Origin of the sequence: Biostraticola tofi, assembly GCF_004343195.1 — a bacterium.
Lineage (GTDB): Bacteria > Pseudomonadota > Gammaproteobacteria > Enterobacterales > Enterobacteriaceae > Biostraticola > Biostraticola tofi.
The window spans coordinates 179,699-198,067 of sequence record NZ_SMCR01000004.1; the positions used below are offsets into that span (position 1 = coordinate 179,699).

General features: G+C 55.9%; 14 protein-coding genes. 7 read left to right on the forward strand and 7 right to left on the reverse strand.

What is annotated here, in order from left to right:
- Positions 1-99: 99 nt before the first annotated feature.
- Both EDC52_RS10645 and EDC52_RS10650 read right to left on the reverse strand, forming a co-directional pair.
- On the reverse strand, positions 100-1,593 hold the full coding sequence (locus tag EDC52_RS10645) for a Cu(+)/Ag(+) sensor histidine kinase (RefSeq protein ID WP_131865308.1): 1,494 nt from the start codon (positions 1,591-1,593) through the stop codon (positions 100-102).
- Positions 1,583-2,266: a copper/silver response regulator transcription factor gene (locus EDC52_RS10650; RefSeq protein WP_131865309.1), complete on the reverse strand. Its 684-nt coding sequence runs from the start codon at positions 2,264-2,266 to the stop codon at positions 1,583-1,585. The genes EDC52_RS10645 and EDC52_RS10650 overlap by 11 nt, the downstream gene beginning before the upstream one ends.
- Before the next feature lie 197 nt (positions 2,267-2,463).
- On the opposite strand from EDC52_RS10650, the gene EDC52_RS10655 reads away from it, so the two are divergent.
- The 7 genes from EDC52_RS10655 (at position 2,464) to fhuE (ending at position 13,746) form a co-directional block, all read left to right on the forward strand.
- The gene (locus EDC52_RS10655; protein ID WP_131865310.1) at positions 2,464-3,849 is read left to right on the forward strand and encodes a Cu(I)/Ag(I) efflux RND transporter outer membrane protein; all 1,386 of its coding nucleotides are present in this window, start codon (positions 2,464-2,466) and stop codon (positions 3,847-3,849) included.
- Positions 3,850-3,889: 40 nt separating this feature from the next.
- Positions 3,890-4,342 (forward strand): copper-binding protein, encoded by a 453-nt coding sequence (locus EDC52_RS20335; protein WP_329955553.1) that lies wholly within the window; start codon positions 3,890-3,892, stop codon positions 4,340-4,342.
- A gap of 116 nt (positions 4,343-4,458) precedes the next feature.
- Entirely contained in the window at positions 4,459-5,817 is a 1,359-nt protein-coding gene (locus EDC52_RS10665) for an efflux RND transporter periplasmic adaptor subunit (protein ID WP_131865311.1), read from the forward strand.
- On the forward strand, positions 5,810-8,944 hold the full coding sequence (locus EDC52_RS10670) for a CusA/CzcA family heavy metal efflux RND transporter (RefSeq protein WP_131865312.1): 3,135 nt from the start codon (positions 5,810-5,812) through the stop codon (positions 8,942-8,944). Before EDC52_RS10665 ends, EDC52_RS10670 begins: the two co-directional genes overlap by 8 nt.
- Before the next feature lie 99 nt (positions 8,945-9,043).
- Complete coding sequence (locus tag EDC52_RS10675; RefSeq protein WP_131865313.1) at positions 9,044-9,952, forward strand: SDR family oxidoreductase; 909 nt, start codon at positions 9,044-9,046, stop codon at positions 9,950-9,952.
- A 135-nt stretch (positions 9,953-10,087) separates the two neighbouring features.
- Positions 10,088-11,281 carry a zinc-dependent alcohol dehydrogenase gene (locus tag EDC52_RS10680; protein ID WP_131865314.1) on the forward strand — a complete coding sequence of 398 codons (1,194 nt, stop codon included), beginning with the start codon at positions 10,088-10,090 and terminating at the stop codon, positions 11,279-11,281.
- A 245-nt stretch (positions 11,282-11,526) separates the two neighbouring features.
- Positions 11,527-13,746: a ferric-rhodotorulic acid/ferric-coprogen receptor FhuE gene (gene fhuE, locus EDC52_RS10685; protein ID WP_131865315.1), complete on the forward strand. Its 2,220-nt coding sequence runs from the start codon at positions 11,527-11,529 to the stop codon at positions 13,744-13,746.
- A 90-nt stretch (positions 13,747-13,836) separates the two neighbouring features.
- Here fhuE and EDC52_RS10690 read toward each other — a convergent pair whose 3' ends face one another.
- From EDC52_RS10690 to EDC52_RS10710, 5 genes are read right to left on the reverse strand one after another with little or no spacing between them, the layout of a single operon-like run.
- The gene (locus tag EDC52_RS10690) at positions 13,837-14,667 is read right to left on the reverse strand and encodes a phosphodiesterase (protein WP_131865316.1); all 831 of its coding nucleotides are present in this window, start codon (positions 14,665-14,667) and stop codon (positions 13,837-13,839) included.
- A 9-nt stretch (positions 14,668-14,676) separates the two neighbouring features.
- Positions 14,677-15,660, reverse strand: coding sequence for an ABC transporter ATP-binding protein (locus EDC52_RS10695; protein WP_131865317.1), 984 nt, complete (start codon positions 15,658-15,660; stop codon positions 14,677-14,679).
- Positions 15,660-16,457: an ABC transporter permease gene (locus EDC52_RS10700; RefSeq protein ID WP_329955554.1), complete on the reverse strand. Its 798-nt coding sequence runs from the start codon at positions 16,455-16,457 to the stop codon at positions 15,660-15,662. The genes EDC52_RS10695 and EDC52_RS10700 overlap by 1 nt, the downstream gene beginning before the upstream one ends.
- Positions 16,454-17,344, reverse strand: coding sequence for an ABC transporter permease (locus tag EDC52_RS10705; protein WP_131865318.1), 891 nt, complete (start codon positions 17,342-17,344; stop codon positions 16,454-16,456). The genes EDC52_RS10700 and EDC52_RS10705 overlap by 4 nt, the downstream gene beginning before the upstream one ends.
- Complete coding sequence (locus EDC52_RS10710; protein WP_131865319.1) at positions 17,344-18,348, reverse strand: ABC transporter substrate-binding protein; 1,005 nt, start codon at positions 18,346-18,348, stop codon at positions 17,344-17,346. Before EDC52_RS10710 ends, EDC52_RS10705 begins: the two co-directional genes overlap by 1 nt.
- Positions 18,349-18,369 lie beyond the last annotated feature (21 nt).

Below are 18,369 nucleotides of genomic sequence, written 5' to 3' on the forward strand. Positions count from 1 at the left end.
TCCTTTGGGAAAAGGCAATCGGAGTTGCAGCTCCAGCCGTGATGACGGCCATGCTAACTACGCGTTGTGTAACATTGAAAAAGGCGCTGTCCAACACCGTCAGGAAGCACGTTTCGGCAAGGATAAGCTGAATTTCGTCGAAACGGCATCTGATGAAACGGAAATTTTTCCCTGATGGGCGGTGACGATGGATTTGACGATCGCCAGGCCGATACCGCTGCCTTCGCCCTTTTTTTGCCGGGAGGGGTCTGCCCGGTAAAAGCGATCGAATAGCCTGGGCAGGTGCTGCTCGGCAATCATGGCGCCCGGGTTTTCCACCTGTATCTCTACCCATTGATCCCGCTCCGTCAACTGCACAATGATCGTATTTCCTGGGGGAGTGTAGCGCACCGCGTTGGACAACAGATTGCTGATGGCCCGGCGCAGCATCAGCGGATCACCTTCGATCGGCTGCGCGCGGCCGGTGATGTTCAGACGGACTTCCCGTTCATCGGCCCAGGCTTCAAAAAACTCAAATACCTTCCTGACTTCAGTTTCCAAATCGATAAGCGATCGCTCCGGAATCAGCTGCTGGTTGTCCGCCTGAGCCAGAAACAGCATATCACTCACCATCTTGGCCATATGGCTGAACTCTTCCAGATTGGAGTACAGCACATCTTCAAGCTCTTTAATGGTTCTGGGCTGGCGGAGCACGATTTCAGTCTGGGTAATCAGGTTGGTTATCGGGGTGCGGATTTCATGGGCGATATCGGCAGAAAAGTTGGCCTGTCGGGTAAATACATCTTCTATCCGCTCAATCATATTATTGAAGGAGATCACCAACTGCTCCAGCTCGATCGGCACCTTGTGTGGATCTAAACGGACATCCAGGTTTTCAGAAGTAATATTCTTTATTTTCTTACTGACATTCCTGAGCGGCGTATGTCCTTTATAAACGGCAAACAGCACGATAAACACAATCAGCAGGCTGATGCCGGCGGCAATCATGATGAGATTGTGTTTCAGCTCCTCGATGTAGTGAAGATGAAAATCGATTGAAAGGGCTATCATCAGGCTATAGCGGGTTACCTTGCCGGCGACCCGGGTTTGGACAGTGGAAGCTATCACCCGATAAGCAGGGTGTTTCGCTGAATCACCGTGTGCCGACTGGGTGCTCTGGGTATCTGACCAGGTGAATACCTCGCGGGAAGCCAGGTTGGCAGCGAAGGCGGGTGATGACCCTATCGCATCCAGGTCTGGGCCGTCAGCGGAGCGATACAGCAGCCGGTTATCTTCCGTTTTCAATAAAACGGCAATATTGCGGTAGCCGGCAAGCGCCGTACGCAGCTTTTCAACTTTTTCAGCCTGAGGCTCATTGGCCTTTTTAAGCGTATTTGCAAGCGTAGCGCTGATTTGCTTCAAATCACTGACATCCTGTTCGGCGAAATGATGTTCTACCGAATGCAGCATAATCCAGGCAAAAGCGACGAAGGCGGCGATGGTGGCAAGGCTGATAAAGCAGGTCAGGCGCATGGCAAGAGAGAGCGGGCGCGTCGCCAGGAGAAAAGAGCGTATGCCGCGCGGGAATGACCGATGGCTGCGGCTAACCGGCATCGGGCACCTCGAGGACATAGCCTGCTCCGCGCACCGTCTGGATAAGCTTGGGCTCGAAGTCATTATCGATTTTTGCCCGTAAGCGTTTGACCGCAACGTCTATGGCGTTGGTGTCGCTGTCGAAATTCATATCCCACACCTGAGAGGCGATAAGCGATCGCGGCAGCACCTCGCCCTGATGGCGAATAAAAAATTCCAGCAGGGTAAATTCCTTACTGGTCAGCGTAATGCGCACACCGTTGCGGGTGACCCGCCTCGAGACCAGATCGAGGGAGAGATCCGCGACCTGAAACTGGCTTTCAGCGATAACCGCCGCGCCGCGCCGCAGCAGTGTCCTTACTCTTGCCAGCAGTTCTGCGAAGGCAAAGGGTTTGACCATATAGTCATCAGCGCCCAGCTCCAGCCCTTTGACTCGGTGTTCGATAGTGCCCAGGGCGGTTAACAGCAGTATCGGCATGCCTTTGTTGGCCGCCCGCAGCATCCGCACGATATCCCAGCCGTTCACGTCCGGCAGCATGATATCCAGAATAATCAAATCGTAATCCGCCGTCATGGCCAGATGATAGCCGTTCAGGCCGTTGTCGCTCAGATCAACCACGAAGCCTGCTTCGGTCAATCCTTTGCTCAGATATTCCCCGGTTTTAGCTTCATCTTCGACGATCAATAATTTCACAGGCTCTCCCGTACTTCAGTCCGATACAGCCATTCTAGTGGCCAAACAGATGATCTCAATGACTTATAGAGTAAATGACAGCCTTGTCATTATCTGGTCACGCGGCCAACAGACTGGCTCCGGTAAGGTGTTGTCCTGGCCATGGGTAACTGGGTCTATGGAATATCTTAACCCGGCAGTGCAGGACGAAAAGCACGATGTTTACACTCAAGCGACTCACTCTCATCACCTGGTTTGCTTTGTCGGGCTGTGCCTCGCTGGCGCCGGTTTATCAACGTCCGGCACTGCCGGTACCGCAGCAATTTACACTCAGCCGCAACCCACTGGTGCCGGCTGCCGCTGGATATCAGGATACCGGCTGGCGGAGATTCTTTGCCGATGAGCAGTTAAACAGGGTAATTGGCCTGGCGCTGCAGAACAATCGTGATTTACGCATGGCCGCGTTAAAGGTACAGGAAGCCAGGGCGCAGTATGGCATCACCGATGCCGACAGATATCCGCAGCTTAACGCTTCATCAGAGATAAGCTATGACGGTCAGTGGAACAATGACAGCGCCTCCCGCCGAGAGTATCAGGCCGGTTTCAGTCTGGCTTTTGAGCTGGACTTCTTTGGCCGGCTTAAAAATATGAGTGACGCCGACCGGCAGAACTTTTTTGCCAGTCATGAAGCTAGGCGTGCAGTACAAATCCTGCTGGTGTCCAGCGTATCACAGCAATATTTCAATCAGCGTCTGATAGAGGCCCAGCTGGATATCGCCCGCGAAACCCAGCGCAATTATCAACGCGCCTATGGGCTGGTTGAACAGCAATTGTTAACCGGCAGTACCAATTTACTGGCGCTGGAACAGGCGCGCGGGCTGATTGAGAGCATTCGGGCGGATATCGCCAAAAGGCAGGGCGAGCTAGCCCAGGCCAATAATGCGCTGCAGTTGCTGGTCGGCAGTTATAGGCCGTTACCCGATAATCGGTCTGCTTCGCCAGACGACCGTTTGGCAGTGAAGCTGCCGCCAGGACTGTCTTCGGACATATTGCTGCAGCGGCCTGATATTATCGAGGCCGAGTATTTGCTCAAGGCGGCTGACGCCAATATTGGCGCTGCCCGCGCCGCGTTTTTCCCGTCGATATCCCTGACCGGCGATGTTGCAGGCCGCAGCAGCCAGTTATCCAGTCTGTTCGATAGCGCCAGTGGAATATGGAACTTTACCCCCAAACTAAATCTGCCGATCTTCAGTGCCGGTAAAAATAAGGCCAACCTGGCGCTTGCCGAAGTCAGGCAGCAGCAAGCGATCGTCAACTATGAGCAGAAAATTCAGAGTGCGTTTAAACAGGTCGCCGATGCCCTCGCGCTGCGCAGTAGCCTTCAACGCCAGATTGATGCGCAGCAGAGTTATCTGCAGTCATTGCAGATAACTCTGCAACGAGCCAGCGCCCTGTATGCCAGCGGATCGGCCAGCTATATCGACGTCCTGGATGCTGAGCGTTCATTATTTTCCACCCGGCAGTCATTGCTGGATCTCAACTATGCGCGGCAGGTCAATGAAATCAATTTATTTTCCGCATTAGGCGGCGGCTGGACTGAATAATTTTTTTGAAATCGTACTATTTTATCGAGGAGTCAATATCATGCGTGTGTCTGTAAAAGTCGTTATTCTGGCGCTGTTTTCCTTAGGGATGGCGCAAGTCCAGGCCGCTGAGCAGCATGTTCAGGACGCGATCGTCAGGTCCGGCGAACACCCTCATCAGCACAGCACCACCCAGACAAATCAGCACCATCAGCAAAAAGACCCTGCCCAGATTAATCAGCTTCCTCAGGTCGCTGTGCCGCAGAACGAATCACAGCCGCAGGTCATTAGCGCCAGCGGCGTGGTAAAAGCCATTGATGCCGCCAACCGGAAAATTACCATTGCCCATCAAGCAATCCCGGCCATCGGCTGGCCGGCGATGGACATGCGTTTTACCTACCGGACTGATGACGACACCATTCGCAGTATCAACCTAGGCGACCAGGTGACATTCAGCTTTATCCAGCAGGGCAATATTTCATTACTGCAAACTATCAACGTCAGCCAATCCTGACGTTTATCCGGCTGATGGGTAATAGCTGCCATAACGCGGATTATGGCAGCCCAATGTCATCGGCTGATAAAGGGTGGTGACTCATTAGTGGGATGCTCTTTTCACCGGGAATAGATATGGCCTCTTCAACATTAAAATACACTGCGCTTATCGCTGGCAGCCTGATCATCGGAGGCATTATGTCCATCGCTGCCTATCGATATTTTTATTCCGAACCCAACAGGGATACACCGGCCCCACAGCGTAAAATCCTGTTCTGGTATGATCCCATGAGTCCCAATACTCACTTCGATAAGCCAGGAAAATCGCCGTTTATGGACATGGACCTGGTGGCTAAATATGCGGATGAAAACGGTGACAGTACCCAGGCGGGCATTAAAATAGACCCTACGCAGATACAAAATCTCGGGGTCAAGACTGAAAAAGTCCAATTGGGGCGCCTGACCTACTCCCAGACCCTGCCCGCCAATGTCAGTTTTAATGAGTACCAGTTTGCTATCGTCCAATCCCGGTCGGACGGCTTTATTGAAAAAGTCTATCCGCTGACTATCGGCGATAAAGTGAAAAAAGGCGCTCCGCTCCTGGAGTTGACTATCCCCGAATGGGTAGCCGCGCAGAGTGAATATCTGCTGCTGAACAGTACCGGAGGCTCAGCTACAGAGCTTAGGGGGGTGCTGGAGCGTATTCGCCTGGCCGGGATGCCCGAACAGGATATTCAGCGTTTGAAAAGCACTCATCAACTACAAACCCGATTTACCCTGCGCGCGCCGATTGATGGGGTGATAACCGCCTTTGATCTGCGCAGCGGCATGAATATCTCCAAAGATAAAGTGGTGGCGCATATCCAGGGCATGGACCCGGTCTGGATCAGTGCGGCGGTGCCGGAGTCTATCGCTTTTCTGATGAAAGACAGCACTCAGTTCACGCTTTCGGTGCCGGCGTTCCGCCAAAAAACCTTTACAGTACAGCAATGGTCGGTGCTTCCGAGCGCCGACAAGAGCACCCGTACCCTGCAGGTTCGCCTGCAGGTGGACAATAAAGATGAAGCCTTGAAGCCGGGCATGAACGCGTATCTCACCTTCAGCAGCCATAGTGAGAAAATGCTGCTTATCCCGTCTCAAGCAGTGATAGATACCGGCGGTGAGCAGCGGGTCATTACCCTCGACAGTAGCGGCCGTTTCGTGCCCAAAACTATCCGCGTGCTGCAGCAGTCCCAGCGTCTGACCGGCATCGGCGCCGGATTGGCCGAGGGCGAGCGGGTCGTGGTAAACGGCCTGTTCCTGATTGACTCCGAGGCGAATATTTCTGGCGCGCTGCAACGTATGCGCCAGTCAGATGCCGCCGGCGACAGCGCCGATCGTGCCGACAGCGTCAACCACACCAATGACGTCATCAGCTTTAATGACATCAGTCCCGCCGGCCCAGTTTCACCAGCGCACTCACATGCGGGGCCTCAAGGAGACGGAAATGATTGAATGGATTATCCGGCGTTCGGTCGCCAATCGTTTTCTGGTGATGATCGCCGCCTTGTTTCTCGGCGTCTGGGGCGCAGTCACTATCGCCAATACGCCGGTGGACGCACTGCCTGACTTATCAGATGTGCAGGTCATTATCAAAACCAGCTATCCCGGCCAGGCACCGCAGATTGTTGAAAATCAGGTCACTTACCCTCTCACGACCACCATGCTTTCGGTGCCGGGCGCGAAAACGGTGCGCGGTTTTTCCCAGTTCGGCGACTCCTATGTCTATGTGATTTTTGAGGATGGCACCGACCTTTACTGGGCCCGATCCCGGGTGCTGGAATACCTGAATCAGGTGCAGGGGAAATTGCCTGCCGGCGTCAGCGCTGAGATAGGACCGGATGCGACCGGGGTTGGCTGGATATTCGAGTATGCCCTGGTAGACCGCAGTGGCCGGCATGACCTGGCGGAACTGCGTTCCCTGCAGGACTGGTTTTTAAAGTTCGAACTCAAAACTATTCCTGATGTGGCGGAGGTGGCATCGGTCGGCGGGGTGGTAAAACAATATCAGATAGTCGCCGACCCGATGAAGCTGGCTCAATACGGCATCGGCCTGTCGGCGCTGAAGCAGGCGCTGGCTACCTCTAACCAGGAAGCCGGCGGGTCATCAGTTGAGCTGGCCGAAGCAGAATATATGGTGCGCGCCAGCGGCAATTTGCAGTCTATCGATGATTTTGAACATATCGTGCTCAAAACCAGCGAGGACGGGGTGCCGGTGTACCTCAGCGACGTGGCCGACCTTCAGGTTGGGCCGGAAATGCGCCGCGGTATTGCCGAACTGAATGGCGAGGGCGAAGTGGCCGGCGGGGTGGTTATCCTACGGTCTGGCAAAAATGCCCGAGAGGTGATTTCGGCGGTAAAAGATAAACTCAATACGCTGAAAAGCAGCCTGCCCGCTGGGGTAGAGATCATTACTACCTACGATCGCAGTGAGCTGATTGATCGGGCCATCGGTAACCTGAGCGCAAAACTGCTGGAAGAGTTTCTGGTGGTCGCAGTGGTCTGTGCACTGTTTCTCTGGCATTTGCGTTCGGCGCTGGTGGCGATCATTTCCCTGCCGCTGGGGCTGTGTATTGCCTTCATCGTGATGCACTTCCAGGGGCTGAATGCCAATATCATGTCGCTGGGCGGCATAGCGATCGCCGTAGGGGCGATGGTCGATGCCGCCATCGTGATGATTGAAAATGCCCATAAGCGCCTGGAGGAATGGCATCGTCTTCATCCGCAGCAGCCGCTCGACCACCCGACGCGCTGGCAGGTGATAACCGATGCTTCGGTTGAAGTCGGGCCGGCTCTGTTTATCAGCCTGCTGATTATTACGCTATCGTTTATTCCGGTCTTTACCCTGGAGGGGCAGGAAGGGCGGCTATTCGGCCCGCTGGCATTCACCAAAACCTATGCCATGGCCGGCGCGGCGGGCCTGGCGATTATCGTCATTCCCATCCTGATGGGATGCTGGATAAGAGGCAACATCCCGGCTGAATCACGTAATCCTCTCAATCGCCTACTGATAAGGGTCTATCATCCGCTGCTGCTCAAGGTGCTGAGCTGGCCGAAAATGACCCTGCTGGTGGCGTTGCTGTCGATCTTGACGCTATGGTGGCCATTGAGCCGGCTGGGGGGCGAGTTTTTGCCGAGAATCAATGAGGGGGCCCTGCTGTATATGCCCTCCACCCTGCCTGGCGTCTCGCCCGCTCAGGCTGCCGCACTGTTGCAAACCACCGACAAGCTGATAAAAACCGTGCCTGAGGTCGCGTCAGTATTCGGTAAATCCGGCAAAGCCGATACCGCAACCGACTCTGCGCCATTGGAAATGGTGGAAACCACTATCCAGCTTAAACCGCAGGATCAATGGCGACCCGGTATGACGCTGGACAGTATCATCGATGAACTGGATGCCAGGGTAAGACTGCCGGGACTGGCCAATCTGTGGGTTCCGCCGATCCGCAACCGAATCGATATGCTGTCGACCGGTATCAAAAGCCCAATCGGCATCAAAGTCTCCGGCACCGTGCTGTCTGATATTGATGACGCGGCCCGCAGCATTGAACAGGTGGCTAAAGGGGTGCCCGGCGTGGTGTCGGCGCTGGCCGAGCGCCTGGAAGGGGGCCGCTATATTGATGTGGATATCCACCGCCAGCAAGCTGCCCGCTATGGCATGACGGTAGGCGATGTGCAACTGTTTGTCTCATCGGCCATCGGTGGCGCAATGGTCGGCGAAACGGTAGAGGGCATTGCCCGCTATCCAATCAACCTGCGCTATCCGCAACAGTTCCGCGCCAGTCCAGGCAGCTTGCGCCAGTTGCCGATGCTGACTCCTTCCGGCCATCAGATAATCCTGGGCGACGTGGCGGCCGTGAAGGTGGTTGCCGGCCCATCGATGCTGAAAACTGAAAACGCCCGTCCGGCCGGCTGGATATATATCGATGTCCGCGGACGGGATATGGCGTCGGTGGTCAATGATCTGAAAGACGCTATCAGACTGGTTCAGCTCAAGCCCGGCACCAGCGTGTCATTTTCCGGTCAGTTTGAACTCTTGGAACGAGCCAATCAGAAACTGAAGCTGATGGTGCCGATGACGTTACTGATTATTTTTATCCTGCTATACCTGGCTTTCAAACGGGTGGATGAGGCGTTGCTGATTATCATCAGTATTCCCTTTGCGCTGATTGGCGGCATCTGGTTCCTTTATTGGCAGGGGTTCCATCTTTCCGTCGCTACCGGCACCGGGTTTATCGCTCTGGCTGGGCTTGCGGCTGAATTCGGCGTTGTGATGCTGATGTATCTGCGTCACGCCATTGAAGCGGACCCGGCATTGTCCCATCCGGATACTTTCACTCCGCAAGGCCTGGATGATGCGCTTTACCACGGGGCGGTGCTGCGCGTGAGGCCCAAAGCAATGACCGTCGCGGTGATCATTGCCGGCCTGCTGCCGATTTTATGGGGGACGGGAGCCGGTTCTGAGGTGATGAGCCGTATTGCCGCCCCGATGATCGGCGGCATGATTACCGCTCCTCTGCTGTCGATGTTCATCATTCCGGCGGCGTATAAACTACTCTGGCTGCGTCGCCATAAAAGGTAACCAAAGCTTGATTGCCGGGATTTTGCACCATTAAAAATGAAATCCCGGATTATTGTTCTATGCTTAGGGTAATCACCTTTCTTTCAGATGGAGCATATTATGAGCAATAGCCATGGCAAACCTGCTGCAGTTAACCAGACCCAGACTGACGCTTATCCAGTACCTCCTTTTGAAGGCCAAAAGCAGCCCTTTCCTGGGCTTGCCAGCAAAATGCTACCGCGGCCCGACCATGGGGAAACGTCTTATAAGGGCAGTGGCCGGCTTGCCGGTCGCAAGGCGCTTATCACCGGCGGCGATTCCGGTATCGGGCGGGCAGTCGCTATCGCTTATGCCCGCGAAGGCGCGGATGTGGCAATCAATTACCTGCCGGCGGAAGAACCGGACGCCCGCGAGGTGATAGACCTTATCAAGGCTGAGGGGCGTAAGGCGGTGGCTATCCCAGGGGATATTACCGAGGAAAATTTCTGCCTGAAACTGGTTAAGCAGGCCCACCAGGAACTGGGCGGCCTTGATATACTGGTCAATAATGCCGGACGGCAGCAGTTCAGAGAATCAATCAAAGATCTTACCACTGAAGACTTCGATGCCACCTTCAAGACCAATGTGTATGCCATGTTCTGGATAACCAAGGCTGCCCTTGATTATCTGCCGCGCGGAGCTTCGATTATTAATACGACTTCGGTCCAGGCGTACATACCGAGCGAGATCCTGCTGGATTACGCCCAGACCAAAGCGGCCATCGTGGCATTTACCAAATCCCTGGCCAAACAGCTGGGCCCGGATGGCATACGCGTCAATGCGGTCGCCCCGGGGCCATACTGGACGGCATTGCAGGTCAGTGGCGGGCAGCCACAGGAGAAAATCAAGGAATTTGGCGCCTCCGCTCCCCTAGGCCGTCCGGGACAACCGGCCGAAATAGCATCGCTTTATGTGACCTTCGCCTCCCAGGAAAGCAGCTACACCTCGGGCCAGGTATGGTGTTCCGATGGCGGCACCGGCACGCTGTAAACGCGCAGTTTACCCCAGGCCAGGCTTGCCGCCCTGGCCTGGGAAATGCCCACAGCCGGCGACTTGACCGAATCACGCTATCGCTTGAAAACCGCACCCGGCCACGGCCAATACCTGAACCCAGGAGTCAATCTTATGAAAGCTCTTACCTACCATGGCCCCCATAAGGTCAGCGTCGATACCATGCCGGATCCGGGTCTTGAAGCGCCGGATGATATTATCCTCAAAGTGACGGCGACCGCCATTTGCGGTTCTGACCTGCATCTCTACCGAGGCAAGATCCCGGGCACCCATCATGGGGATATATTTGGCCATGAATTCATGGGAGAGGTGGTGGAGGCTGGCCCTGAGGTGACGGCGGTCAAACAGGGCGATCGAGTGGTTATCCCGTTCGTTATCGCCTGTGGCGACTGTTTCTTTTGCCACATGCATCAGTATGCCGCCTGTGAGACCACCAACAGTGGAAAAGGGGCGGCGGTAAACCGTAAAAAAATCACGCCCCCGGCGGCATTGTTTGGCTACAGCGACCTGTATGGCGGCATTCCCGGCGGCCAGGCCGAATATGTCAGGGTTCCCAAAGCCAATACCGGTCCATTTAAAGTGCCTAATACGTTGTCGGACGAGAAAGTGCTTTTTCTTTCCGACATCCTGCCCACCGCATGGCAGGCGGTTAAAAATGCCGAGGTCAAACCGGGATCGAGCGTGGCCATTTTCGGCGCCGGTCCGGTAGGACTGCTGAGTGCCGCTTGCGCACGTCTGGAGGGCGCTGAGCAGATATTCATGATCGATCACAATGACTATCGGCTGGCATTTGCCCAACAGCGTTATGGCGTCATTCCCATCAATTTCGATGAAAATGACGATGCCGCCGCCTGGATAATAGAGCACACCGCCGGCAATCGGGGGGTGGATGCGGTGATTGATGCGGTCGGTTTTGAGGCCAAAGGCAGCCTGACCGAAACCATCATGAGCAACCTTAAAATCGAAGGCAGCAGCGGTAAAGCGCTAAGGCAATGTATCGCCGCCGTTCGGCGCGGCGGCATTGTCAGCGTGCCGGGTGTCTATGCCGGTTTTATCCATGGCTTTATGTTTGGCGACGCCTTCGACAAAGGCCTGACCTTCAAGATGGGCCAGACCCATGTGCATGCTTATCTGCCGGATCTGCTGGCCTTGATTGAGCAGGGACATCTGAAACCCGAGGAGATCGTGACTCACCATCTGCCGCTGGAGGAGGCCGCCCGCGGATATGAGATTTTTGAAAAACGACAGGAAGACTGTCGCAAGATAATCCTGGTGCCGGGAATGACCGCCGATAGGGCGACCGTCTGACAGGAATAGAGAAGCGGTCATTGTTCTGCGAAGGCAGGCAGTGGAAGGGGTCGAAAGGCCGATTTCCACTGCCTGCTTTTTTATGGCACGACAACAACTATTACGCTCAGTTCAATAATATTCTTTTACAACACTTATTAAAATAATTATAGTTCTCATTCTCATTATGTCCGGTAGTTAGTTCTATAAAAGAATGCCTTTTTGTTCAACACATTGAATATAATTGAATTTCTTGAGGGTAAATCATGTTTTTTGCTCCATTCCGTAACGCCAATGGTGATGTAAGGCACACTGCGGTCACTGAATCACTGGCGCCGTCTCTGACCACCGTTGCCGTATTGGTCGCCGCTGCATTGCAGATGCCTTACGCCTCCGCTGCACCGACAACGCCTAAAGACGAAACCATGGTAGTCGAAGCCGGTACCGGTAGTGCAGGCTCAGCAAGCCCCGAGGAAAGCGATTACAGCGTTCCGGTAACGCGCGCCGGCACCAAAATGGCGTTGACTGCGCGTGATATTCCGCAGTCGGTCAGTATTATCAGCAAACAGCGCATGCAGGACCAGCAGTTGCAAAAGCTGGGAGATGTGCTGAAGCAGACCACGGGTGTGACGGAAAGGGTGGCGGATTTCGATCGACGGACTTATTACTCCCGCGGATTCCTGATTGATAACTATCAGGTCGATGGCATCCCCACGCAGTTTGAAGAGCGCTGGAACCTGGGCGATGCCGATGCCGACACTGCCCTTTATGATCGTATTGAAATCGTCCGCGGCGCCACCGGACTGATGACCGGCGCGGGCAACCCCTCGGCGTCGGTCAATATGGTGCGCAAACATGCGGACAGCCGTGAGTTTGTCGGCAATGTGTCCGGCAGCTATGGCAGTTGGGATAAACAGCGTTATGTCGCCGACCTCTCGGCCCCGCTGACCGATTCAGGCAATGTGCGCGGCCGGGTGATTGCCGGTTTCCAGCAAAACGACAGCTACCTGGACAACTACAGCGGCAACAAAAAATTCCTCTATGGGGTGGTAGATGCTGATCTGACCGATTCAACCAAACTGTCGGTCGGCTATGAATATCAGGAAACCAACACGGATAGCCCGACCTGGGGCGGCGCGCCAAGATGGTATAAAGATGGCGGCAAAACCGACTATGATCGCGGGTTCAACACCGCACCCGACTGGGCCTATAACGATAAAGAGACCCGCAAGGTGTTCGCCACCCTGACGCAGAGCTTTGACAGTGGCTGGCAGTTTACGGTGAACGGCACCCATACTGAAAATAAACTCGACAGTAAAATGCTGTACATCGATGGCTACTTCGATAGAAATACCGGTCTGGGCGTCAGCCCTTATGCCAATTATCCGGTGGTCGGCGGTACCGGCTACAACACCGGTACCCGTAAAGTGAATGCGGTTGATGCGTTCACCAATGGACCTTATGAGTTATTTGGCCGCCGGCATGAGCTGATGGCTGGCGTCAGCTACAGCAGGCAAAGCAACACCTATTACAATGCCTGGGCCAACCTGTCGGCGACCGAAGTCGGCAACTTCAATAATTGGAACCGCGATTTCCCTGAAACCGACTGGGGTGATATGACCCTGGCGCAACGGGATGTTATTCGTCAGAAATCAGCCTATACCGCCACCCGTATTTCACTGGCTGACCCGCTGAATATGATCATCGGCGCCCGCTATACCAACTGGAGTTCCGACACGCTGACCGCCAATATGGAAGAGAATAATATCACTCCTTATGCCGGTCTGATTTATGACATCAACGATACCTGGTCTACCTACGCCAGCTATACCTCGATCTTCAAACCGCAGAACTATCGTGACCGCAGCGGCAGCTACCTGTCGCCGGTCAAAGGTAAAAACTACGAGCTGGGAGTAAAATCCGACTGGTATAACAGCCGGTTGACCACCTCACTGGCGGTGTTCCGCATTGAGCTGGATAATGTGGCGCAAAGCACCGGCACCGTTATCCCCGGCACGGCCGAAACGGCTTACCGTGGCGCTGAGGGCGCAGTCAGCAAAGGTGTTGAGTTCGAAGTTAATGGCGCAGTGACCGATAATCTGCAGATGACCTTCGGCGCGACACGCTATGTGGCCGAAGACAATGAGAATAAAGCGGTAAGCCCGACGCAGCCGCGTACCGAGCTTAAATTGTTCACCAGCTATCGCCTGCCGATGTTGCAGGATCTGATTGTCGGTGGCGGCGTCAACTGGCAGACCCATGTCTGGCAGGATGTCGATGCCCCGGATGGAAACGGCACCCTCCATGCTGAGCAGGGCAGTTATGCGCTGGTCAACCTGTTTAGCCGCTACCAGGTAACCAAACAGCTGTCGCTGCAGGCTAACCTGAATAACCTCCTCGATAAAAAATACGATACCTTGGTCAGCCGTTCTTTGACGTACGCCGCGCCGCGTAATGTTTCGGTAACCGCAAACTACAGTTTCTAACAGGGTCCTTAATGGCCCCGTGCCGGGGCCATTCACTGCTCGCCGACCATGGCGTGGCCAGCGGTAGCGAGTTTCTTTTCCGCCTTCTGGTTAATCAATCAGCCCATTTTCATCATAAAACGGCCAGGGACCTTCGTATTCGCCCAGCGGCAGGTAATGGCTGGTGATGCCTTGCTGCGCGCGCCAGCGATGCAGCAGCATCCCGGCGGGCTCCACGACAAAGTTGGCCGGCCCGTCCGGGCTGAAGTCAGGCGCGACCTGATGTGAAGTCCCCGGTGCGCTGCACACCACCTTACCGCCAAGCGTAGACACCATATAGCGATGCACGTGGCCGCACAGCACCCGTACCACCTGGGGAGCATTGGCCAGCAGCGCTTCAAGTCCCTCGGTATGGCGCAAATTCTGCCGGTCCATATGATCGATGCCGCTGATAAACGGATGATGATGCAGCAGCAGGATCACCGGTTTGTCGGGCTGCTCGTCAAGGCGCGCTTGCAGCCAGGCCAGACGCGCCTCGCAGATCTCGCCCCAGGGTTGCTGGGGCACCGTGGTATCCAGGCCTATCAGCCGCACCGGGAAATCGTCGACCGTCCAGTTGATAAACTCGCCCAGCGGCTGTAGCCAGCTCTTATCGGCCAAGGCGCGGCGAAACGCCGGGCGGGCATCATGGTTGCCGGGAATGGCGAACCAGGGTACCACCAGGCTATCCAGTACGGTACGGACTTCGGCATACTCCGCATCCAGGCCGAAATCGGTCAGATCGCCAGTAATCACCACCGCGTCCGGTAGCGGCGCCAGCCGATTGATTTGGGCGATACAAATCCTCAGCGCCCCCAGGGTGTCCACTTTTTTATAGGAAAGGCGTCCGGCGGTTTTAATGTGTAAATCGCTTATCTGCGCAATAACGAATGAGGTGTTCAAGACCACTCCTTAACGATCAGACTGAATGTGGAATAGGCTGTGCTGGGCGGCATGCAGGCCGACCTGTTGTCCGGCCGACCAGCTCTCTCGCGCCGGGCAGTCGACTTGCACCTGGCGGCCAGCGTCGATTGCCACCATCACCCGCTGGCTCTGACCGAGAAAGGTACTGTGCAGCACTGTGCCGCTGAGCAGTGAATGGTCGATGTTTCCAAGGTGGATATCTTCCGGGCGGCAGTAACACTCCCCGCCGGGCAGCGGCAGGCGATTTACTGCGCCGACGAAGTCAGCCACAAATGGGGTCGCCGGCTGATGGTAAATCTCACGCGGGCTGCCGATCTGTTCAATGCGGCCATGGCGCATCACCGCAATACGATCGCCGAGCGCCATGGCTTCCTGCTGATCGTGAGTGACATAGACTGCCGTGATGCCGAGTTGCAGCAGCAGGCTGCCGATATCCTCGCGCAGCTTGTCGCGCAACTTGGCGTCCAGCGCCGCCAGCGGCTCATCGAACAGCAGGACTTTTGGCCTGGCCGCCAGCGCCCGAGCCAGTGATACCCGCTGTTTTTGCCCGCCAGACAGCGCATTGACCGGCCGGTCAGCAAAGTCGCCCAGATCGACCATCTGCAGCATTTGGCTGACCCGCTGGCGGATGTCGGTCTCGGGCAGGCGCTGGATGCGCAGGCCATAGGCGACATTTTCGCTGACGTTAAGATTGGGAAACAGGGCGTAGTTCTGGAACACCATGCCGACATTGCGCTTTTCAATCGGCAGCGGCGTCACGTTCCGCTCGTCGAACCAGACTTCGCCGCCGGTATCACAGCGTTCCAGTCCGCTGATGATGCGCAGCGTAGTGGTTTTGCCGCAGCCTGACGGGCCCAGCAACACCAGGGTTTCGCCGGCATGGATATCCAGGTCCAGCGGATGCAGGGCCGTGTGATGATGGTTAAAGGTGCGTGCGCAGTTTCGCAGGCGGATACCAACCGGTAGCGTCATCAGGAAGTCTCACTTGTTTTGGCGCGCGGCCGGCTTATGATATGCATTGCCAGCAGCAGAGGAATAATCATCAGTAGAAACAGAGTGGTATAGGCCGAGCCTATTTCCAGCCGCATTGAGGCGTAGCTGTCCGCCAGCCCGACCGGCAGCGTTTTGGTCAGCGGGGTATGCAGCATCCAGGTGATATTGAATTCACCGATGGATAGCGTCACCACCATAAACGCGCCGGCCAGCACGCCCTGCAGGCAATTGGGCACCACGACCGTCAAAAAGCGCTTGAGCGCGCCTGCGCCCAGACTGGCGGCGGCTTCTTCCATCGAGCGAAGATCAATGGCTTTCATCACCGCCAATACCGGTCTTACCATAAACGGCAGGGTAAACAGCACATGCCCGATAAGAATAAACAGCCAACTGCCGCGCAGGCCCTGTACGCCGCCATAGACCAACAACAGACCCAGCGCGGTGGCCAGGCCGGGGATCGCCACCGGCAGCATCAGGCATTCTTCAATCCAGCCTGCCAGTCGGGACGGGCTTTTAAGCAGTGCCCAGGCTGCCGGCACACCTATCGCCACGGTGCAGATAAGGCAGGCGAGGGCGATAGCCAGCGACAGCCAGAAGGTGGCGGCATACAGCGCCCATACTTCTTCAACCCAGCGCAGCGTCAGGCCGCTTTTGATGCCGATAAAATAGTTTTCGGTAAAGCCCGCCATCACCGACATGCCGATCGGCACCAGCAAAAACAGGCAAACCAACAGCGTCAGGCCAAACTGCAGGGAAACGGATAATGAGCGGTTCACAGCGAAGCCCCCAATGAATTACCGTAAAAACGGCGGGCCAATAACAAGACGCCCCAGGTAACCAGGCCCATCACTACCGACAGCGCCGCCGCGGTGGCGAAGTTAGCATAATTGGTAAATTCGCCGTAAATCGTCAGCGGCAGCACGGAAAGGTCAGTGCCCAGGGTAAATGCGGTGCCGAAGGCCCCCATGCTGGTGGCAAAACAGATGGCGGCACTGGAAAGCAGTGCGGGTGCCAGGGCTGGAATAATCACATCCCAGACGATACGCCAGCTGCCGGCGCCCAGTGAGCGCGCCGCCTCTTCCAGGCTTAGATCAAGCTTTTCACAGGCGGCGACCAGCGTCATCACCACGCGGGGGATCGAGAAATACAGATAGCCGAGAAACAGGCCGCCCAGGCTATAGGCAAAAGTCCAGCGCTCTCCAGACAGCAGCAGTCCCAACTGGGAGAACATGCCCTGCCGACCGCCCAGCATAATGATCAGAAAACCGACCACTACGCCTGGAAAAGCCAGCGGAAAAGTAATAAGCGCCAGCAACAGCCCTTTGCCGGGGAAGTGATGACGGGCCAGGAAACAGGCGACGATGGCGGAAATCGCCACTGCCGCTACCGCCACACCGGCCGACAACAGCAGGGTGATGCCCAGGCTCTGCAAATACTGCCGCTGGGAAAGGATCGTCCAGTAGGCATTAAGCTGCGAGCTGTTATCCGGCTGGGTGCCCAGCATCACCAGATAACCGAACGGTATCAGCCAGAAAGCGCTGAATACCGTCAGCGCCGGAACAAGCGCGAATACCGCGGCACGGGGCAGGGGAGCGGAAAAACGGCGTCGGTGCCGTCCTTGCTTGCCCTGGGCTGGCGTGGTATTACGCCAGGTCTGCGTCATTACTTCACCTCACTCAGGTACTGCGCGGAGAACGCCTTCTGCGCGTCCGCCATCTGCTGGTAATTAACCGTGCGGGCGCGGGCGTAATCACTGTCAGGCAGGAACTGCGCTTTGGCGGCGGCAGACATGGCGTTCTCGCGTACCGGGCGCAGCCAGGCATTGGCCCATAGGGCCTGACCACGGTCAGACAGCACGTAATCGATCACCTGTTTGCCTTCGCTGGCGTGGGGAGCATTCTTCACCAGGCTTATCACATAGGGCACTTTGATACTGCCCTCTTTCGGGATGACAAAGGCCACATTGGCTTTATCCTTGTATTTGGCGCGGTAGGCATTGAAGTCGTAGTCGAGCATGATCGGAATTTCACCCGACAGCAAGCGAGCGTAAGCGGTCTGCTTCGGTACAATCGGACTGTTTTTAATCAATTGTTGGAAATAGCGGATACCCGGTTTGAAGTCCTGCAGCGTGCCGCCCTTGGCCAGATTGGCCGCCACCGCCGCCGCGTAGCCGACAAAGGCGCTGGCCGGATCGAGGTAGCCCACCATGCCCTGGTATTCCGGCTTCAGCAAATCGTCCCAGGATTGCGGCACCGGGGCACCGTTAAGCGCATCGACATTGACCATAAAACCAATGGTGCCGGAGTGCAGCGCAACCCATTTACCGGCAGGATCTTTCATATCCGCCGGAATGCTGTCCCAGCCCGCGGGCCGGTAAGCGTCCAATACATCAGACTTTGCCGCCTGGATGCCAAACGTTATCCCCAGATAAACCACATCCGCGACCGGTTGGGCTTTTTCGGCGACAATCTGCGCCAGCGCCTGGCCGGAGTTTTTATTGTCCTGCGGCACGACGATGCCGGTATCTTTGGCGATAGCTTTCAGCTGGCTGCCCCAGTCGGCCCATTCCGGCGGGCAGTTATAGCAAATGGCGGTAGCGGACTGCGCCTGCGCCGACACCAGCAGGGCGCTGGCCAGGCACAGTGAAGCGATGGTGGCGTGTTTCATGGCGTTCCCCAAAAGTTGTTA

Excerpts from the sequence above, each read along its gene's own strand:
- fhuE (WP_131865315.1), top strand. The coding sequence starts at position 11,527 with ATGTTTTTTGCTCCATTCCGTAACGCCAATGGTGATGTAAGGCACACT.
- EDC52_RS10665 (WP_131865311.1), top strand. The coding sequence starts at position 4,459 with ATGGCCTCTTCAACATTAAAATACACTGCGCTTATCGCTGGCAGCCTG.
- EDC52_RS10695 (WP_131865317.1), bottom strand. The coding sequence starts at position 15,660 with ATGACGCTACCGGTTGGTATCCGCCTGCGAAACTGCGCACGCACCTTT.
- EDC52_RS20335 (WP_329955553.1), top strand. The coding sequence starts at position 3,890 with ATGCGTGTGTCTGTAAAAGTCGTTATTCTGGCGCTGTTTTCCTTAGGG.
- EDC52_RS10705 (WP_131865318.1), bottom strand. The coding sequence starts at position 17,344 with ATGACGCAGACCTGGCGTAATACCACGCCAGCCCAGGGCAAGCAAGGA.
- EDC52_RS10710 (WP_131865319.1), bottom strand. The coding sequence starts at position 18,348 with ATGAAACACGCCACCATCGCTTCACTGTGCCTGGCCAGCGCCCTGCTG.
- EDC52_RS10655 (WP_131865310.1), top strand. The coding sequence starts at position 2,464 with ATGTTTACACTCAAGCGACTCACTCTCATCACCTGGTTTGCTTTGTCG.
- EDC52_RS10680 (WP_131865314.1), top strand. The coding sequence starts at position 10,088 with ATGAAAGCTCTTACCTACCATGGCCCCCATAAGGTCAGCGTCGATACC.
- EDC52_RS10670 (WP_131865312.1), top strand. The coding sequence starts at position 5,810 with ATGATTGAATGGATTATCCGGCGTTCGGTCGCCAATCGTTTTCTGGTG.
- EDC52_RS10645 (WP_131865308.1), bottom strand. The coding sequence starts at position 1,593 with ATGCCGGTTAGCCGCAGCCATCGGTCATTCCCGCGCGGCATACGCTCT.
- EDC52_RS10675 (WP_131865313.1), top strand. The coding sequence starts at position 9,044 with ATGAGCAATAGCCATGGCAAACCTGCTGCAGTTAACCAGACCCAGACT.